The sequence below is a fragment of the Massilia timonae genome (assembly GCF_001866515.1).
Lineage (GTDB): Bacteria > Pseudomonadota > Gammaproteobacteria > Burkholderiales > Burkholderiaceae_D > Telluria > Telluria timonae.
On sequence record NZ_JRYB01000001.1, the window covers coordinates 4,038,909 to 4,056,773 of the forward strand.

The 17,865-nt window shown below is 68.4% G+C and carries 15 protein-coding genes; all 15 read left to right on the top strand.

All coding sequences use genetic code 11. From position 1 onward, the window contains the following. The first annotated feature begins 213 nt into the window (after positions 1–213). The 15 genes from LO55_RS17250 (at position 214) to LO55_RS17320 (ending at position 17,839) form a co-directional block, all read left to right on the top strand. Positions 214–1,545, top strand: a complete 1,332-nt coding sequence (locus LO55_RS17250) for a hypothetical protein (protein WP_143054545.1) — start codon at positions 214–216, stop codon at positions 1,543–1,545. 437 nt (positions 1,546–1,982) lie between these two features. After that, the gene (locus LO55_RS17255) at positions 1,983–3,215 is read left to right on the top strand and encodes a GNAT family N-acetyltransferase (protein ID WP_071362405.1); all 1,233 of its coding nucleotides are present in this window, start codon (positions 1,983–1,985) and stop codon (positions 3,213–3,215) included. Positions 3,216–3,282: 67 nt separating this feature from the next. Then, positions 3,283–4,335 carry a GNAT family N-acetyltransferase gene (locus LO55_RS17260; protein WP_071362406.1) on the top strand — a complete coding sequence of 351 codons (1,053 nt, stop codon included), beginning with the start codon at positions 3,283–3,285 and terminating at the stop codon, positions 4,333–4,335. Then, positions 4,323–4,547, top strand: coding sequence for a hypothetical protein (locus tag LO55_RS17265; protein WP_071362407.1), 225 nt, complete (start codon positions 4,323–4,325; stop codon positions 4,545–4,547). Before LO55_RS17260 ends, LO55_RS17265 begins: the two co-directional genes overlap by 13 nt. Positions 4,548–4,604: 57 nt before the next feature. Next, positions 4,605–5,705 carry a glycosyltransferase family 4 protein gene (locus LO55_RS17270; RefSeq protein ID WP_177185541.1) on the top strand — a complete coding sequence of 367 codons (1,101 nt, stop codon included), beginning with the start codon at positions 4,605–4,607 and terminating at the stop codon, positions 5,703–5,705. A 28-nt stretch (positions 5,706–5,733) separates the two neighbouring features. Further along, positions 5,734–6,759 (top strand): DUF354 domain-containing protein, encoded by a 1,026-nt coding sequence (locus LO55_RS17275; protein WP_005667357.1) that lies wholly within the window; start codon positions 5,734–5,736, stop codon positions 6,757–6,759. Continuing rightward, positions 6,746–7,927: a Gfo/Idh/MocA family protein gene (locus LO55_RS17280; RefSeq protein ID WP_071362409.1), complete on the top strand. Its 1,182-nt coding sequence runs from the start codon at positions 6,746–6,748 to the stop codon at positions 7,925–7,927. Before LO55_RS17275 ends, LO55_RS17280 begins: the two co-directional genes overlap by 14 nt. Beyond that, on the top strand, positions 7,927–8,823 hold the full coding sequence (locus LO55_RS17285) for a hypothetical protein (RefSeq protein ID WP_071362410.1): 897 nt from the start codon (positions 7,927–7,929) through the stop codon (positions 8,821–8,823). The genes LO55_RS17280 and LO55_RS17285 overlap by 1 nt, the downstream gene beginning before the upstream one ends. Beyond that, positions 8,802–10,541, top strand: a complete 1,740-nt coding sequence (locus LO55_RS26725) for a glucosamine inositolphosphorylceramide transferase family protein (RefSeq protein WP_071362411.1) — start codon at positions 8,802–8,804, stop codon at positions 10,539–10,541. Before LO55_RS17285 ends, LO55_RS26725 begins: the two co-directional genes overlap by 22 nt. 23 nt (positions 10,542–10,564) lie before the next feature. Further along, positions 10,565–12,130: an O-antigen ligase family protein gene (locus LO55_RS25960; RefSeq protein WP_071362412.1), complete on the top strand. Its 1,566-nt coding sequence runs from the start codon at positions 10,565–10,567 to the stop codon at positions 12,128–12,130. Next, complete coding sequence (locus LO55_RS17300; protein ID WP_071362413.1) at positions 12,127–13,242, top strand: glycosyltransferase family 4 protein; 1,116 nt, start codon at positions 12,127–12,129, stop codon at positions 13,240–13,242. Before LO55_RS25960 ends, LO55_RS17300 begins: the two co-directional genes overlap by 4 nt. Next, positions 13,226–14,371 carry a glycosyltransferase gene (locus LO55_RS17305; protein WP_177185542.1) on the top strand — a complete coding sequence of 382 codons (1,146 nt, stop codon included), beginning with the start codon at positions 13,226–13,228 and terminating at the stop codon, positions 14,369–14,371. The genes LO55_RS17300 and LO55_RS17305 overlap by 17 nt, the downstream gene beginning before the upstream one ends. Before the next feature lies 1 nt (position 14,372). Continuing rightward, a complete protein-coding gene (locus LO55_RS17310; RefSeq protein WP_143054547.1) occupies positions 14,373–15,875 on the top strand; it encodes a lipopolysaccharide biosynthesis protein in 1,503 nt (500 codons plus the stop codon). Between the two features lie 225 nt (positions 15,876–16,100). Further along, complete coding sequence (locus tag LO55_RS17315) at positions 16,101–17,561, top strand: GNVR domain-containing protein (RefSeq protein ID WP_071362416.1); 1,461 nt, start codon at positions 16,101–16,103, stop codon at positions 17,559–17,561. After that, positions 17,558–17,839: a superinfection immunity protein gene (locus LO55_RS17320; RefSeq protein ID WP_071362417.1), complete on the top strand. Its 282-nt coding sequence runs from the start codon at positions 17,558–17,560 to the stop codon at positions 17,837–17,839. Before LO55_RS17315 ends, LO55_RS17320 begins: the two co-directional genes overlap by 4 nt. The last annotated feature ends 26 nt before the right edge of the window (positions 17,840–17,865 follow it).

Genomic DNA, 17,865 nt, shown 5'->3' on the forward strand with positions numbered 1-17,865 from the left:
AGCATGTCGAATAGAAACTCTGTTTCCCCAAGTGTATCAATGAATGCCGGTTCCGCATTTTTTACCCCCAGTTCAATTTCTAAAGGGGAAAAATCTTTGTTTATTTGAGTTGATGAAATAGCCAGCAGAAAATATTTTCCTTATGTGATGGAACTCATTGGCCTTTGGAATCCTCCAACGACCTCATTCATCATTTGTGTAAGGAAAGATTCTGTGAACAATTCCACTCGACTCCAACCGAAAGCCAAACTCATGGTGCTTGCTCCTGCGTTTGCCGTACTCGCCGCATGTGGTGGTGGCGGGGATCCTGCCTCGCTCGACTCGGCCAGTGTTTCTCTGGCAGAAGTAGAAACGCCAGTTCGTCCCGCCGATTATGCGCCCGACAGCGCTGCCACTACCGCAGCCGATGCGCCCGCCACTGACGCCACGCCGGATGGCCAATCCACCGACGTCGCCCCCGCGGCCACGACCGATGCCCCCAGCGGAAACAAGTCGCTGGCAACCGTGGTTGCCGCCGCGGGTGCGCGCGATCCCCTCAAGCAACCGTTTGCCAGCAACAGCATCTGGAATATGCCGATCGGCAGCAATGCACGGTTCGTGCGCGCCAACCTGAATTCGCGTCCGGGCAATAATATTTGGGCACAAATGCCCGGTATCGACGACGAGAAAATCATCCTCAAGCCAACCGCGCCGCTGGTCAATATCAACTACAGCAGCGCCGCCTGGACTGGCAGGAATCGTTGCAGCGCCACGGGCGGCCTGATGTACCAGGTGCCGATGCCCAGCAATTACATCATTCCTAATACCAACAAGAACAGCTCGGCCGTGTTCCTGATGAGGGATGGCCGCACACTGGTGCAAACCCAGCCGGTGGCGCGCTGCACCGCCGGAGGCCCGGCCACGTCCTTCGCCAAGTTCTCCAATGTCGACCTGTATGGTTCAGGCATTACCGGCGCGCACGGCGGCTCGGGCCTGTCCGCGATCGGCGGCAGCATCCGCCTCGGTGAGCTGCGTCCGGGCACCACGACCGGTCCGCGCCATGCGCTGAAGGTCAATGTGTACGCCAAGGAAGCGCTGTTCAGGTGCACGACGCGCAGCGCCTGCTCGCGTTGGCCGGCAACGACCTCCGACAGCTATGCGGTCGGCTGGTACGGCAGCGCAACCGGCAACAGCAACACCGCCATGAAGATGGGCGCCTTGCTGGCGATCCCGGGCAGCACCTCGATCACCTCGCTGGGCCTGGAAACCACGCCGGCCAAGCAGCTGGCCTGGACGTTGCAGAACTATGGCGCCTACATCGTCGACGACACCTATGCGCCCGGTTTCGACATCAGCGCCGAAGACGGTCCGGACGGCTCGAAACGCGCTGAGTTCCGGCGCGACTGGGGCTTCGACATGAACCAGAAGGTCCAGGGCAATACCGCCTGGGTGCGTGACATCCAGCGCCTCATGCGCGCACTGAGCGTGGTCGACAACAACAGCCCGACCAGCATCGGTGGCGGCGGCACCCCGCGCCAGCCTCTGGCGCCTGCCATCGCGCCATAAGCGCTTCGCAAGAGCACGAGCCGCCGCATGAGAATGCGGCGGCTTTTTTTATGGGCGGTGCAGGCGTCGCGTGAGCGCGGCGCCAAACGGCGCTTCGGCCGCATCATGATACTGATAACTTTGCCAATTATAATATCTGGCGTCGAATATGCTAATGCCGAATTAATATAAAAAATATTAAAAGAAATCTGCGCATGGCTTATAGCTTTTATCAAGATATCCCGTGAAAAATACCACTTCGCCTTGTTATTTGAATCGGCGGGGCGGGGCGATTCGCCGATCTTGTCGAAATGAATTTAATGAGGCAAGGTAAAACCATGCTCGACAGTGATAAATATTTATTGCTCATGCATGGTTTGATATTGATCACGCCAGACTGATCGCAAAAAAATAGAATTTGAATGTCAATTCAATTCATGCGGAGGCGTGGTCATAACATGGGCATTAAAAACACCACCGCTCATGCGATTCCGGCCAGTTTATGGCAAGAAGGAAATCCGCCCTTTGCATCCCATGCAGACAAGCACATTGTTTCCAGCCGCTTCTACGAGAACGCCATTCCAGAGTTCGCGGACGCGGCCCTCGAGCGCCTCTACGCAAATATCTATTGCACCCTGACCCGGATCGGCATCTACGAGCGGCTTGACGACATCCACACCTTCGTCGCCGCCGACGAGCATGACATCGTCCTGCTGATTCTGTTCCGGATCGATCGCGACACGGTCCGCATCGTCAACCAGCAGGTCGCCTTGAGCGAGGGCGAACTCGCTTACTTCGCCGTCAACGTGTTTTCCCGCTATCCGGCGGCGCGGCGCATCGAGGCCTACGCGCTCGACACGTTCATCGATGCGTCCAGCTTCGCCTTCCCCGTCCAGGTCCTGCCCCAGCTACAAGAAAACGTGGTCGATCTTCCGCCCAGCGCGGACGCCTATATGCAGCAGTTGGGCAAGAGCACGAGGGAGCTGATGCGGCGCAGCATGCGCAAGTGCGCAGCGCAGTTTCCATCCTGCCGTTTCGAGGTGCTTTCCACGCAGCAGATCACCCCGCGCCATGTGCGCGAACTGGTCCACCTGACCGACCAGCGGATGGATGCGCGCCATGCCGAACCGTATGTCGTGAATACCGAGATCGACCGCATGCTCAGGCTGGCGCGCAGCTACGGCTACCTGGGCATCATGCTGATCGAAGAAAGAATCGTGGCGGCCACCCTCTATTTCAGGGTCGGGACGCGCCACTTCCTGCACCTGGTCGGCCACGACCCACGGTTCGACGCCTACCGGCTGGGCCGCCAGGTCAACCTGCATACGATCTTCCACGCCATCGCCACCGGCGGCCGCGAACTATGGATGATGGGGGGCCATGACGGCTGGAAGTCCCATTTCCTGGCGCGCCGCAAGACGCTGCGCAGCGTGACGATCTACCGCTCCCGGGCTGCGGCGCTCGTCTGTTGTCGCACCTTGTTGCGCAACGCAGCGCGCTCCCGGCTGCACCAGCTCCGGCTGCGCGTGGGCGAGGTGCAGGCGCGCGACGGCGCGGGCAGCCGGCTCCTCGGCCATTCGCTCGCCGCGCTGCGCCGCGCCAGAAAGGGCCTGCGGCGCCTGCGCTTCACGTCGGCGGGGCGAGTCGGCAAGCCGGGCTTCCAACGCGACGGGGGCGACACGGATGCCTGACGGCCCGCAGGGCATGAGCACGGGCGCGCTGTGGCCCGGCTTCGTTTCAAAACCACATGGTGGAACAATGAATGATCGACTCGACGATCGACTCGACCTGACAAGTGGCGCGGCGCGGCAAGAAACGCTGATCGTCGGACGGCCGTTTCCGCCGTCCCTGCGCGCACTGCTCGAGAAGTGCCACGAGAACGTGTTCTGCACGGAGGCGCGCTGCGCGGCGTTCCCGGCCGACGCCGAGGTGGCGTGCTATGTCGCGCTGCGCGACGGCGCTCCGGTCACGGCCGTGCTGTACCGCCGCGAAGGGGGCGCGATCACGGTCTTGAACGAGCTGTTCGCCATCGAGGGCGGACAGCTCGCACAGATGGTGCGCTGCCTGCTCGCGCGGCACGAGGGCGTCCGCCTGATTCATTTCCCGGCGGTGCAGGCGCAACCCTCGCCCATGCCGTTTCCGTGCCAGCGCTATGGCGCCACCGAAGACCTGGTGATCTCGCTGCAGGGCACGCCCGACGCCTATCTTGCCAGCCTCGGGCCGAATACCCGCGCGGCGATCCGGCGCGCCCAGCGGATGGTCGCGCAGCAAGCGCCAGACCTGGCGTTTACCTTCCATGGCCCCGACACCATCGAGCGCGCCGATCTGGCCGCCCTGGTCGGGCTCAACTGCCTGCGCCTGTCGCACAAGGGACAATCCCCGAGCCACACGGCGGACTCGCTGGCCATGCTGGAGAGCATGCTCGGCGCGTATGGATGCGTCCTGTTCGCCCGAAGCGGCGGGCGTATCCGCGCCGGGGTGGCGTGTACCCATGTGGGCCGCCATGCCTACATGCACGTGATCGCGCACGATCCCGGCTTCGACCAGGCCCGGCTCGGCCTGCTGTGCTGCTTCATGAGCATCTGCGAGTCGATCCGGCGCGGCATGCGCGAGTACCACCTGCTCTCCGGCCGCTATGACTACAAGCGCAGGCTGCTCGGGCAGCAGCGCGACTTCGACCGCATCGTCGTGTACCGCTCGCTGGCCGCGGTCATGGCGAGCCTGCCGACCTATGCCCGCACCCTGGCGCGCGGGCAGGGGCGCCAGGCCAAACAGCGCATTTCGTCCTGGAGGCGATCGTGGAAATCCTAGATGTCGGCCGGCCCCTGTCCGAACGCGAGCGCACCGGCCCGCCCGAACAGCTGCCGTTGCTGTGGGAAGAGACCGAGGCTCCGGCTCCCGCGCAAGCCGCGCCGCGCGCGGCGAGCGAGCGCGATGCGGCCATGGAGCGCGAGACGCGGCGCGCCAAGACGGTGCTCCTGACCTTGCTTGGCGCGATCCTGCTGGCTTCCCATTTCCTTTAAAACAAGGGCGCACACATGCCTGGAGCGACAGCCATGAACCATGAAAAGAAAATCGTGATGCTCGGAACCCATGTCGACGGCTGCGGCGGCATCGCATCGGTCATCGCGGTGTACCGGGCCGCGGGGCTGCTCGCGCGGCGCGACATCGTCTACCTTCCGACACATCGCACCGGGCCGGGGCGGGCCAAGGTCCACCTGTTCGCGCAGGCCCTGATGGCGCTGCTCCGCCTCCTGGCCAGGGGCGAGGTCGCGCTGCTGCACATCCACGTGGCCATCAACGCCAGCTTCTGGCGCAAGTACGTGTTCTTTTTGCTGGGTTACCTGTTCCGCGTGCCGGTCGCGCTGCACCTGCACGCGGGACGCTATCCCGAGTACTACCGCACCGGGTGCGGCCCGCTGGCCCGCCTGCTGATGCGCTTCGCCTTCGACCGGGCGCGGGCCGTCGTCGTCGTCTCGAGCGAACTGCAGGCCTGGGTGCGCGCCGTTTCCTCCCAGCGCCGTGTCGTCGTCCTGCACAACCCGGTGCTGCTGCCGCAGCGCGACGAGGCGCAGGCGCCCGCGCGCGCGCCGGCGACGCTGGTCTTTCTTGGCCATCTCGAGGCGGGCAAGGGCTGCCACGACCTGCTGCGCGCGATGCGCACGATCGTCGCGTCCGTGCCGCAGGCGCGGCTGCTGCTGTGCGGCGACGGGCAGCGCGACGAGACGCGCGCGCTCGTCGCGACCCTTGGACTGCAGGCCAGCGTCGACCTGCCGGGCTGGGTCGACGCACGCGAACGCGCGGCCCTGCTCGACACGGCAACCGTCTTCGTGCTGCCGTCGCACGCCGAGGGCTTGCCGATGAGCTTGCTGGAGGCGATGGCGCATGGCGCCCCGGTCGTCGCCACGGCGGTCGGCGGCATCCCGGAGGCGGTGCGCGATGGGGTGGAAGGCGTGCTGGTCGCCCCCGGCGATCCCGGGGCGCTCGCCGCCGCGGTGCTCGGCCTGCTGGCCGATCCGGATGCCCGCATGCGCCTGGGCGCCGCCGGCCGCGAGCGGGTCCGGACGGAATTCTCCAGCACCCGGATGATCGCCACGCTGGAAGACCTGTACGAGAAACTCGCGGCACACGAGGCGCGCCGGCCGGGAAGGCGCGAGCGCTTCGACGAGAAAATCGGCTGACCGGGCCGCGTCCGACCAGGGAGAATCCATGAAGATTTGGTTCGATCTATCCAATTCGCCGCACATCAATATGTTCCGCACGATGATCCGCGACCTGCAGCGGTCCCACGAGGTCATCGTCACCAGCCGGCCGCTGGCCAATACCGAAGACTTGCTGCGCATGCACCGCATCCCGCATACGACCGTGGGCGTGCACTATGGCCGCTCCCTGATCGGCAAGGCCTGCGGCTTCCCGATCCGGGTCGCGCAGCTGGTGCGCTTCCTGCGCCGGCGCGGGGTCGAGGTGGCGGTATCGCAGAGCTCTTTCCACTCGCCCGTCGTGGCCCGGCTGCTGGGCATCCGCTCGGTCTACCTGAACGACAACGAGCATGCGGCGGGCAACGTGCCGGCCTTTGCCTGCGCCGACCGGATCATGGTGCCAGAATTTCTGAGCGCCCGGAACCTCAGGCGCCAGGGCGCGCGCCTCGCCAAGGTCGAGCGCTATCCCGGCGTGAAGGAGGGGATCTACCTGTGGGAGTATGCGCAGCGCCGCGCGCCGCCGCCCAGATCGCCCCATCCGCAGGCGCCGCCGCGCATCTTCGTCCGTCCCGAGCCCTGGACGGCACAGTATTACCGGGGGCCGCGCAATTTCCTGGACGATGTCATCGGCGCGCTGCAGCACCGGGCCAGCGTCACGGTGCTGCCGCGCTCCCGCGAGCAGTACCAGCACTATGCCGGCGCGGCGTTCAAGGCTTGCCGCACCCTGTCCGGCGTGATCGACATCGACGCCATCGCTGGCGACTGCGACCTGTTCATCGGCGCGGGCGGCACCATGACGCGCGAGATGGCCGTGCTGGGCGTGCCCACCATCTCGGTCTACCAGGACGCGCTGCTCGACGTCGACCGCTACCTGATCGCCGAAGGCGCCTGCGCCCACCTGCCTGCGCTCACCGCGCAGGACGCCCTGGATTACCTGGCCTCGCGCGAGCGGGCCGGTCCCAACGCCGGCCTGCTCGCCAAGGGGCGGGCCGCCTACGACATGATCAAGCACGAGGTGACCCATGCACACGCCTGACACGCCCCCCATCCGCATCGCCATCGCCGGCCTGGGCAAGATGGGCCTGTCGCACCAGGCCATCGTCAACGCCCATCCCGACCTGGAGCTGGTCGCCGTCTGCGATCCCGCCACCTGGCTGCTGGACATCATCGGCCGCTACACCGGGGTGGCCACCTACAGCGACTACGCGCGCATGCTCGAGCGCGAGCGGCTCGATGCGGTGCTGGTCGCCACGCCCTCGCGGCTGCACGCGCGGATGGTGCGCGCGGCGCTCGAGCACGGCCTCGACGTGTTCTGCGAAAAACCGTTCTGCCTGGACGTCGAGGAGGGCGCGCGCCTGGTGGCGCTGGCCGCCGCGCGCGGCGCGGTGACCCAGGTCGGTTACCACAACCGCTTCCTGGGCACGTTCGAAGAGGTCCGGCGCCTGCTCGACGTCGACGCGATCGGGCGCGTGCATCACGCGCGCGTCGACTGCTATGGCCCGGTGGTGCTGCGCCCGAAGGGAGCGACCTGGCGCAGCAGCCGCAACGAGGGCGGCGGCTGCCTGTACGACTACGCCTGCCACGGCATCGACCTGCTCAATTTCACGGTCGGCCCGCCGACCGGCGTATCGGGCTCGATCCTGAGCAGCGTATTTTCGGCGTCGGCCGACGACGAGGTGTATGCCAACCTGTCTTACGCCGACGGCAAGACCGCGCAGCTGTCCGCCAACTGGAGCGACGACAGCCACCGCAAGATGTCGACCACGCTCGTGCTGTGGGGCACCAACGGCAAGATCGAGGCCAGCCGCCAGGAGCTGCACATCCACCTGCGCACGCCGGTGGCGGCCCGTCCCGACCTGGCGGCAGGGTGGAACGTCCGCTATACCACCGAGCTGACCAGGCCGGTGTGGTTCTACCTGCGCGGCGAGGAGTATTCGGCGCAGATCGATTATTTCGCCGAATCGATCCGGCAGCGCCGGGTCGAGAGCCACTGCAGCCTGGCCGCGGGCCTGGCCACCGACCTGGTGGCCGACATGATCCGGCGCGACGCCGCCGGCGCGGTCGGCGCCGGCGCAGGCGCCGGGGCTGGCGCCGGCGCCGACCTGGCGCTCGCGCGCGGCGTCCCGGGGCGCTGGGGAAGGCTGCGCGACGCGATCCTGAGTTCGCCCGAGACGATCATGAAGGCATTGAAAGGGAGCCCCTGATGGACCGTATTCTATTTGGAGACAACCAGTTCTTCGGCATCAACCACATGTCGGACGAGCATGCGCGCGCCCAGAGCATGCAGTTCCAGAGCAACGAGGCCATCCTGGCGATGCTCGATGGCGTCCTGGAAGAGGGCATCGAGGTGCTGATGTGCACCACCCACGAGCGAGTCGCGGCGATCTGCGAGGCCATCCGCGCGCAGCCGGCGCGCTACCGCCAGCTGAAGATCTATCCCTGCATGCCTTACGCGCACAAGTATGCCAACGCCGTGTCCGAACTGGGCATCATCGAGGCGGTCCGCAAGTTCCTGCCGGATGAGTCGCCGCTGACGGCGGCGGTCAAGAGCGGCATCGCGGTGGCGCGGCGCGACGTCGACGCCCTGATCCGGCGTCTCATCGACGCCGAAATGAAGATGTTCGCGGCGATCCCGACCCCGGTCGTCTTCCTGCAGAACGTGGTCACCGACCTGGCGCTGGGCCTTGGCTTCCACGACGCGCTGCGCACCTTCCACGACCATGTGCGCGAGCGCTACGGGGCCGAACCGGGCTTCATCACCATGAACCTTCCCCGGCTGCTCGAAGCGCTCGACGCCGTCGGCATCGACAACCCGATCGTCTGCGCCAACGTCAACAAGATCGGCTTCCGGATGTGCGGCGGCCTGCCGGCCTACGAGGAAACGGTCGCGTCGCGCAAGTTCCGCGCGGTGGCGATGTCGGTGTTCGCTTCCGGCGCGATCCCGGCCGAGGAAGCGATCGAGTACGTCTGCGGCCAGCCGCGCATCGAATCGATCGTGTTCGGCGCCTCCAGCCTGGGCAAGGTGCGCAATACCAAGTACCTGATCGACCACTACACGGCGCTGGGAAGGGGCGAGCCATGCAGTGGGCGCGCGCAGTGAAGCCGCTGCGCGTCGGCCTGTTGCTCGAGACGCGCGCGAGCGACGCCTATACGGCCGTCCTGTGCGACTGGCTGGCCGAACACTGCGACCTCGAGTTGGCGCTGGTGCTGGTCACCGACGGCGCGCCGCCCGGCCGGGTGGGGCGCCAGCGCCGCCCCGCGGCCCAGGGACCGACCGCGCCGCAGACCGCGCCGCAGCCATCGCCGCGCACACCGCTGCTGTTTGCCGGCGTGATGGCCCTCGAGCGTCAACTGCTGCGCCACTATGAGGCGCACCGCGCGCACCTGGACCTGGTCGACGTGGCCGCGCTGGCCGCCGCGCGCGGCGTGCCGGTGCGCAGCGTGGCGCCGCCGTCTGCGGCGGCGCCCGATCCCGCATCGGCCGCATCGGCCGCGGCGCCCGACGCTGCGCTCCCGGCGATCTCGGATCCGGAACTGGCCGGGTTCGACCTCGACCTGCTGGTGTGCTGCGATGGCGTCACGTGCGACGAGCGCCTGGGCGGCGCGGCGCGCCTCGGCGCCATCGGCATCGACTACCGGCGCGACCGGATCGCCGGCGGCGCGCCCATCGGCTTCTGGGAAACCTACCACCGTACGCGCAAGACCGGATTCGCCATCGTCCGGCTGGGACGGCCGGGGGAGGCGGGCCAGGTCCTGGTCGAGGGGGCGTTCCGCACCAAGTACTCCTTCCTGCTCAACCAGGCGCACCTGTTCTGCAAGGCGCATGCCCAGTTGCGCAGGCTGCTGGACGACGTGGCCGCGACGCGCAAGCTGCCGGCCGTGCGCGATCCGGTCCCTTACTCGGGCTGCTGCCTGGCGTCGCCGGGCAGCCTGCACGCGCTGCGCTATGCGTTCAAGCTGGCCGGGCGGCTCGGCATGCGCGGCCTGCGACGCATCCTCGGCATCCGCCACAAATGGACGCTGTCGGTGACCCGTTCCGGCTGGCGCAACGCCGTCCTGTGGCGCGGCGTGCCGGTGGCGGCCCCGGATGGGCATTTCTGGGCCGATCCCTTCCTGCGCGTCCATGCCGGAAGGATCTATTGCTTCGTCGAAGACTATGTCTACGCCACCAATCGCGCGCATATCTCGGTGCTCGAGATCACCCAGGCCGACGTCAAGTGCCTCGGCGTGGCGCTGCGCGAGCCGTTCCACCTGTCGTTTCCGTTCCTGTTCGAATACGCGGGCCGTCTCTACATGTGCCCCGAGACCTCCGAGAGCAACCAGATCCGCATCTACAAATGCGACGAGTTCCCGCTGCGCTGGTCGCTCGATTCGGTCGCCATCGACGGCATCTCGGCCGCCGACTCGATGTTCTTCGAGCACCGCGGTCGCTGGTGGCTGCTCACCAGCATCGACCGCGCGGGCCTGAACGACCACTGCTCCGAGCTGTGCCTGTTCCACGCGCCCGACCCGCTCGGTGGAGCATGGACGCCGCACCCCATGAACCCGCTCTACATCGATACCGACATGGGGCGCAATGCCGGCCTGATCGTGGACGAAGGCCGCATCTACCGCGCCGCCCAGCGTCAGGGCTTCGACCAGTACGGCGAAGGCCTGGCCCTGTACGAGATCATCGAACTCGACGAGACCAGGTATTCGGAGCGCAAGGTCACCGACATCCGGCACGACTATCTGCAGCGCTCGCTGGGCAGCCACCATATCTCGTCGGACGGCGACGTGACCGTGGTCGATATCAAGACGCATTGTTTCGCCCCCTGAGGGCTGGAGCCGACGAGGACCCGATGAACGATCCGATCGCGCCACCGCGGTCGCCGCCTCTGCCGGCGTCGACCCCGGCGTCCGCCGCGCGTCCGCCCGGCGCGGCCCGGCCCGCCGGGCCGGCGCTCGTGTACCTGGCCTGCCTGGGTGCGGCGCTGGTGGTCGGCATGGCTTGCGAGTTTCTCGGCGGCGTGCGCGCCGCCGCCGTCCTCGGCGCCGGCGTCGTGGCCTTGCTCGGCGCCGGCGTCGTGGCCTTGCTCGGCATGCGCGATTTCCGTGTCCTGGCCGTCGCGGTGGCCTTTCTGCTGCCCTATGTGCCGACCTGGTTCCTGTCCGAAGGCGTGGCCGGCCAGTCCGGCCAGCGCATCGTCGCCCTGGTGATGCTGCTCACCCTGATGTCGGTCGCTTGCGGCCATGCGCTCGATCCCTGGCGCATCCGCTATCCCCGCTGGCGGCCGGCCTTCCTGGCCTATGTCGCCATGGTCGTGTTCGCGGCCCTCAACGGCGCCCGGTCGGCGAGCGCCATCCCGGAATACTTCAGGGTGCTCGAGGTGGTGGTCGAGACGACGCCGCTGGGCTACCTGAAGGTGAGCCTGTTCGTGCCCATGCTGGTCATCGCCGGCTGCGCGTTCATGGGCCTGCTGGCGGCGAACGTGCGCGACCCGCGCTGGCTGCTGCTGCCGGTGCTGTCGTCGGCGGTGCTGCTGGCGGTGCTGGTCTGTCTGTTCGCGCTGCATGGCGCCAGCGCCGGCGCCGACCTGGCGCAGCAGGAGTCGCGCAGCGCGCTGTCGGCGCTGGGCCTGCATGCGAACGAGCTCGGCCTGCTGCTGAACATGGCGCTGGCCCTGGCGCTCTGCGCCCTCGGGACGACCGGGCGCGCCACGGCGCGCGCCGCGCTGGCGCTGGCCTGCCTGGTGCTGATGGCGGGCGTCCTGATGACCTTCTCGCGCGGCGCCTTTCTCGGGCTGGGCGTGGTCATCCTGTATGCGCTGGCGACGGTGCGCGGACGCAACTGGCCGGTCTGGGTGCTGGTCGCGCTGGCGCTGGTCGTGGCCCTGTCGTCCGATTCCCTGGCGCAGCGGGCGCTGCACGGCATCGGCGGCGGCGACCTCGACCTGCTCAGCTCGGGCCGCATCGACGCCATCTGGCTTCCTCTGTTGCCGGAGATACTCGATCACCCGATCCTCGGCGCCGGCCACGCATCCATCTTGTGGTCGCAGGCGGCGCAGGCGCGCACGATCCTGCCGGTGGGCCATCCGCACAGCGCCTACCTGGGCGCGCTGCTCGACGTCGGCATCGTCGGCAGCGTGCTGACCGCGCTGTTCTTCGCCCATGCCTGGCGACTGTTGCGGCGCGCGGCGCGCCAGGCCGGCGGCGCGGCGCTGGCCGGTTTTTTCGGCGGCGGCGCGGCCTGCATCCTGCTGCTGCTGGTCCAGGGCCTGACCGACGACAGCTTCATGCCGTCGTTCACGCATGTGTATTTCTGGCTGTGCTACGGCGCGGCCGTCGGGACCCTGGCCCGTGCGCGCTGCGCGGCCGCGCAGCCCGCGCCGGTACGCGGCCGGCCCGCAGAGGAGGAAAGGGCATGAAAGTCTGTTTCGTCGGCATGGACAACCTGCCGGTGCTGGCCGAGGAATTCAATATGCACGGGATCGGCGGCGAGCAGGTCCAGCAGACGCTGCTGGCACGGGCACTGGTGCGGCGCGGTTTCGACGTCAGCATGGTGGTGTACGACTACGGCCAGCCCGACCGCCACAGCTGGTCGGGCATCGTCACCCATCGGGCGTTCCGCCAGGCGGCCGGACTGCCGGTGCTGCGCTTCGTGTATCCACGCTGGATCAAGACCTGGCGCGCCCTGCGGCGCGCCGACGCCGACGTGTACTACCTGAGCTGCGCCGGCATGCAGCTGGGGCTGGTGGCGCTGTTCTGCCGCCAATACGGCCGCAAGCTGGTGTTCCGGGTCGCGCACGACAGCGACTGCGTGCCGGATGCGCTCCTGATCAAGTACCGGCGCGACCGCAAGCTGTACGAATACGGCTTGCGGCGGGCGCACCTGGTGCTGGTCCAGACCCAGCGCCAGCGCGACGCCATGCTGCAGAACTACCGGCGCGACAGCACGGTCGCGCGCATGCTGGTGCAGGCCGCGGCGGGGCCGGTGGAGCGCGATATCGACGTGCTGTGGGTGAACAACCTGCGCCAGTTCAAGCGTCCCGACCTGCTGCTCGAACTGGCGCGCCGCTTGCCGCACCTGCGCTTTTGCATGATCGGCGGCGAGCAGCCCGGCGCCGCCGAACTGTATGCCGACATCGCGGCGCAGGCCGCGCGGTTGCCGAACCTGTCCTTCAGCGGCCGCGTGCCGTACCACCGGATGGCCGAGCGCTATGCGGCGGCGCGGGTGTTCGTCAATACCTCGGACAGCGAGGGCTTTCCCAACTCCTACTTGCAAGCCTGGATCCACGGCACGCCCACGGTCGCTTTCTTCGACCCCGACGGCGTGATCGCCCGCGAAGGACTCGGCCATGCGGCAACCACGCTGGACGACATGGCCACGCAGGTCGCCACGCTGGCAGCGGGCGGCGCCGACTGGCGCGCGCGCAGCGCGCGCTGCCGCTCCTACATGGAGCGCCAATATGCCGAGCAGGACGTGCTCGGCCCCTATCTGGAAGGACTCGAGGAGGTCTGCCATGGAACAAGGAACTGAACGGCCGCTGCATGTAATGTTCCTGGTCGTCTCGGCCAGCGTGGGCGGGGCCGAAACCCACGCGGTGACGCTGGCGCGGGCGCTCGACCGGCGCCGCTTCTCGGTATCGCTGGTCTATCTGAAGGACGAGGCCGAGATCCCGGGCGCCTTCGACGACGAGCAGTGCCGGGTGTCGGCGTTCTGCCTGAACGCGCGCAACAAGCTCGACCTCGGCGCGGCGCGCCGGCTGGCGGACTATGCGGCGCAGCGCGAGGTCGACATCGTCGTCTGCGCCAACCCGTATCCGCTGATCTATGCGTGGGCGGTGCGGCTGCTGTCGCGGCGCCGCCTGCGGGTGGTCGAGATCCTGCATTCGACCGAGCCGTTCACGCGGCGCGCCTGGCTGCAGATGTATCTGTACCGGCCCCTGATGTGGATGTCCGACCTGCTGGTCTTCGTCTGCAAGAACCAGCGTTCGTACTGGGAGACCCAGCGGGTCCGGGCGCGCAGTTCGCAGGTGGTGCACAACGGCGTGGACCTCGGCCGCTTCAGGAACGATTTCGGGCCGGCGCAGATCAGCGCCTTCCGCCGCGCGCACGGCTTCGCGGGTCACGACTACGTGGTCGGCGTCTGCGGCATCCTGCGCCAGGAGAAGGGGCACCAGGACCTGCTGCGCGCGCTTCACATGGCGCGCACGGCCGGCACTTGCGCCAAGTGCCTGATGATCGGGGATGGGCCGATGCGGCCGGCGATCGAGTCCACCATCGACAGTCTGCGCCTGACCGGGGACGTGGCGATCACGGGCGTGCTGGCCGATGTGCGGCTCGCCATCGCCTCGTGTGACGTGATCGTGGTGCCTTCGCATAACGAGACATTCTCGATCGCGGCGCTCGAGGCGATGGCCCTGGGTAAACCCCTGATCATGGCCGACGTCGGCGGCGCTTCGGAGCAGGTCGAGCACTCGGGCAATGGTTACCTGTATCCCAAGGCCGACGTGGCCGCGCTGTCCGACCGCATCCTGCGCATGGCCGATCCCGGCTGCCGGAGCGCGTTCGGCGCCGCCAGCCTGCGCAAGGTGATCCACGAATTCTCGCTGACGCGGATGGTGGACGCCTACGTGCGCGAACTCATCGACCTGGCGCGCGACTGACATGGCACGCGCCGGTCGCGCCATGGGACTGAGCCGGTCGGCGGCGTTCCTGACCGCCGGCGGCATGGTCGAATTCGCCCTGCAGTTCCTGCTGCCCGTGATCCTGGTGCGCCAGCTCGACGCCGACACGTTCGGCCAGTACCGCTTCCTGACTCTGATGCTGGGCACGGCGCTGGCGCTGGCGCCGGCCTTCATGCCGCAGGCGCTGTACTACTTCCTGCCGCGCGCCGGCGGGTGGCAGCTGACGGTGATCGGCAACGCGCTCGCCTACCTGGCCTGCATGGGCCTGGTAGTGGCCCTGCTCGCGAGCCCGGCCAGTCCGCTCGCGGGCGACCTGTCGCGCGCGCTGCACGGGGCCACGCACGGCCTGTCGGCGCTGTACCTGGGCTTGTCGGTGCTGCTGACGATCACGACCACGCTGGCGATCGCCGAGGGGCGCATCCTGTGGCATTGCAGCACCGAGCTGGCGCTGGCCCTGCTGCGCACCGCGCTGGTGGCCCTGGCCGCGATCCTGTCGCACGACATCGCCTGGGTGCTGGCGGCGCTGGTGCTCGATGCCGCGCTGCGCCTGGCGGTGCTGGCCGCCTATTTCCTGACGCGGCCTGGCGGAGCGCGCCTGCGCTGCGCGCCGGCGAGCCTGCTGGCGCAACTGCGTTATGCGCTGCCGTTCGCCGCGGGCGGCAGCCTGTTCGCGATGCGGGCCCAGGCCGACGGCTGGATCGCCGCGTCGCTCCTGCCCACGCACGTCTTTGCCGCGTTCACCATCGGCGCCGTGGTGCTGCCGGTCGCCTCGCTGATCCGCCAGCCGATCAACAGCGCCATGCTGCCGCACCTGAACCGCGCCTTCGCCGGCGGCGCCCGCGCCGAAGTGCACGCGCTGCTGCTCAAGGGGAGCGGGGCGGCGACGCTGCTGCTGGCGCCGCTGGCCGGCGCGCTGTTCCTGCTGGCGCCCGAGATCGTGGCGCTGGTCTACACCGAACGCTATCTGGCGGCGGTCCCGGTGATGCGCCTGTACCTGCTGCTGGTCGCGCTGCAGTCGGTGGCGGTCGGCTTCGCGATGCCGGCGCTCGACATGGGCCGGCTGGCGCTGCGGATCAATCTTGCGGGGCTGGCGCTGTCCGCCGCCCTGAGCCTGGCCGGCGTGCACTGGTTCGGCCTGGCCGGTGCGGCGCTCGGCAGCGTGGCCGCCTTCCTGCTGTGCGAACTGGCCAATGCGCGCGCCGTGGGGAAGGTGCTGGGCCGGCCATGGCGCGCGATGTTCCCGCTGCGGCTGGCGGGGCTGGTGCTGGGCGCCTGCGTGGCCGCGATCCTGCTGGCCGAATGGTGCGCGCCGGCGTTCGGCGCCGGCCCGTGGCGCTCCCTCGGGGGCAAGCTGGGCGTGTACGCCGCCGCGGCCCTGACGCTGTTCGCCGCCTGCGGCGGCCTGGGAGAGCTGCGCCGCCTGTGCGCGCCGTTCGCCGTTCCCGGTGTGGCGCCGGCCGCGGCGCGGCCGCCATCGGCCTGAAAGTCGCCGTCGCGGGTGTGGATAGGCGCCTGGAACCCGCGTCAGCGTCGGCCGGGGGCGCTTCGAATACCTATACGGCTTGCTGAGGTACGGGTCGCCTTGATTTAGCTCAGCAAGGAACGTGTTTATCGCGCTAGGGTAGTGATTGCAGGGTTGCCTTCACGCGCCAGGTCACTTAAATAGCCGCACAGCAGTGCGCTGTGCCGGTCCAACCGAGGGAACAGCATGGGCAAGAACGAAATCCTGACACCCGAAGTCACGCAGTTGGACAGGTTCGACCCCGGCCCCGCGCTGGTCCCATTCAGGCTGGCGGAACATGTCGGGGTCATGGTGCGCCACCGGCTGTTCATCGTGCTGGTCACCCTGTCGGTGGCGGCGCTGGGCACCCTCTATGCCCTGGCGCGGCCTCAGTCCTACACGGCCAACCTGCTCATCCACGTGACCGACATGCGCTCCTCCGAACCGCGCACGCTGCTCGGCGAGACGACGCCGGGTTCGGCCTACAAGCGCGCCATGTCCGAAGCCGAACTGCTGCGCTCGCGCGCGGTCATCGGGACCGCCGCGACGCGCCTGCGGCTGGACGTGGTGGCCGAGCCGCGCTACTTCCCGCTGATCGGCACGGCGCTGGCGCGCTGGAATGCACGCCACGGCGTGGCGCCGGCGCCGTACGGCGGCTATGCCTGGGGCGGCGAGCGCATCCGGGTCAGCGAGCTGACCGTGCCCCCGGAGCTCCTCGACCAGCCGCTCCTCGTCACGCGCCTCGACCGGGAACGCTACAGCCTGCGCGCCGGGGACGACCGCCGCGCCGTCGTCGGCCGGGTCGGCACGCCGCTGGTGGCGGCGCTGGACGGCGGCAGCGTGCACCTGAGGGTCGACGCACTGGAGGGCGCGCCGGGCACCGACTACCTGGTGGCGCGGCGCTCGGTGCCGGCCGTGATCGAGGAGATCGGCGCCGGGCTGGACATTGCCGAGCTCGGCAAGGACACCGGCGTCCTCAGCGTGAGGCTCCAGGGCGCCGAGCCGCGCCGGATCACGGCCGTCCTCAACGAGATCGGCAACGTCTACATGGAGCATGTGCATCGCCAGAAAGCGAGCGAGTCGACCGGTTCGATGGACGTCCTGCGCGCGCGCCTTCCCGGGCTGCGCCAGCGCGTCGCCGCCGCCGAGGAGCGCTACGAATCCTACCGCCGCCGGCACGGCGCCGCGGACGTCGTCGAGGATACGCGCCTGGCGCTGGGCCGGCTGTCCGCAACCCGCGAACAGCTGGCCCAGCTGCAGCGCAGGCGCGCCGAGCTCGGCGTGCGCTTCGGGGACCGGCATCCGGAGCTGCTGGCGCTGGAACGGCAGCTCGATGGGGCGCGCCAGGAGATTGCCGGCCTTGAAGCGGAGGCAGGGCGCCTGCCCGCCGTGGCGACCGAGCTGGAGCGGCTCGCGCGCGACCTGAAGGCCGAGACCGACCTGTACAACGCGGTGCTGCGCCGGACGGAGGAACTCGACGTCGATGCCGGAGACCGCTCCAGCAACGTCCGGATCGTCGACGAGGCGGTGGTGCCAACGAAGCCGGCCGGTTCGCGCAAGGCGATCGTCGCCATCTCCGTCGTGCTCGGCCTGTTCTTCGGCATCGGCGGGGCCTTTTTCCTGACCTTGCGTGAGCGGCTGCGCCAGCAGATTCGGGGGGATGCATGAAGCGGATCGCGCGTATCGGAATCGTCGTGCTGGCCGCCTGCGCGCTATGCCTCCTGCGCATCGCCCTCGTGCTGCTGGGAATCACGGTATACCTGTTGCTGCTGCCGGGCGTGATCGCCATGAAGCGCGACTATCCCCACGCCGACCGGGTCTTCCTGTGGTGCGCGCTGCTGGGCTGGACCGGGGCGGCCTGGATCGCGGCCCTGGTCTTCGTCCTGACGCGGCGCTCAACCCCCGTGCGTGAATGCGGGCCATCGGCCCTCCATGGCCACCGGTGACGGCGCCGTCGTATTCGCGCGGAGCG

What these genes read in the sequence shown, in the direction of transcription:
- LO55_RS26725 (WP_071362411.1), top strand. Translation starts at nt 8,802, where the DNA reads ATGCAGTGGGCGCGCGCAGTGAAGCCGCTGCGCGTCGGCCTGTTGCTC.
- LO55_RS17305 (WP_177185542.1), top strand. Translation starts at nt 13,226, where the DNA reads ATGGAACAAGGAACTGAACGGCCGCTGCATGTAATGTTCCTGGTCGTC.
- LO55_RS17270 (WP_177185541.1), top strand. Translation starts at nt 4,605, where the DNA reads ATGCTCGGAACCCATGTCGACGGCTGCGGCGGCATCGCATCGGTCATC.
- LO55_RS17275 (WP_005667357.1), top strand. Translation starts at nt 5,734, where the DNA reads ATGAAGATTTGGTTCGATCTATCCAATTCGCCGCACATCAATATGTTC.
- LO55_RS17280 (WP_071362409.1), top strand. Translation starts at nt 6,746, where the DNA reads ATGCACACGCCTGACACGCCCCCCATCCGCATCGCCATCGCCGGCCTG.
- LO55_RS17320 (WP_071362417.1), top strand. Translation starts at nt 17,558, where the DNA reads ATGAAGCGGATCGCGCGTATCGGAATCGTCGTGCTGGCCGCCTGCGCG.
- LO55_RS17310 (WP_143054547.1), top strand. Translation starts at nt 14,373, where the DNA reads ATGGCACGCGCCGGTCGCGCCATGGGACTGAGCCGGTCGGCGGCGTTC.
- LO55_RS17285 (WP_071362410.1), top strand. Translation starts at nt 7,927, where the DNA reads ATGGACCGTATTCTATTTGGAGACAACCAGTTCTTCGGCATCAACCAC.
- LO55_RS25960 (WP_071362412.1), top strand. Translation starts at nt 10,565, where the DNA reads ATGAACGATCCGATCGCGCCACCGCGGTCGCCGCCTCTGCCGGCGTCG.
- LO55_RS17300 (WP_071362413.1), top strand. Translation starts at nt 12,127, where the DNA reads ATGAAAGTCTGTTTCGTCGGCATGGACAACCTGCCGGTGCTGGCCGAG.
- LO55_RS17315 (WP_071362416.1), top strand. Translation starts at nt 16,101, where the DNA reads ATGGGCAAGAACGAAATCCTGACACCCGAAGTCACGCAGTTGGACAGG.
- LO55_RS17255 (WP_071362405.1), top strand. Translation starts at nt 1,983, where the DNA reads ATGGGCATTAAAAACACCACCGCTCATGCGATTCCGGCCAGTTTATGG.
- LO55_RS17260 (WP_071362406.1), top strand. Translation starts at nt 3,283, where the DNA reads ATGAATGATCGACTCGACGATCGACTCGACCTGACAAGTGGCGCGGCG.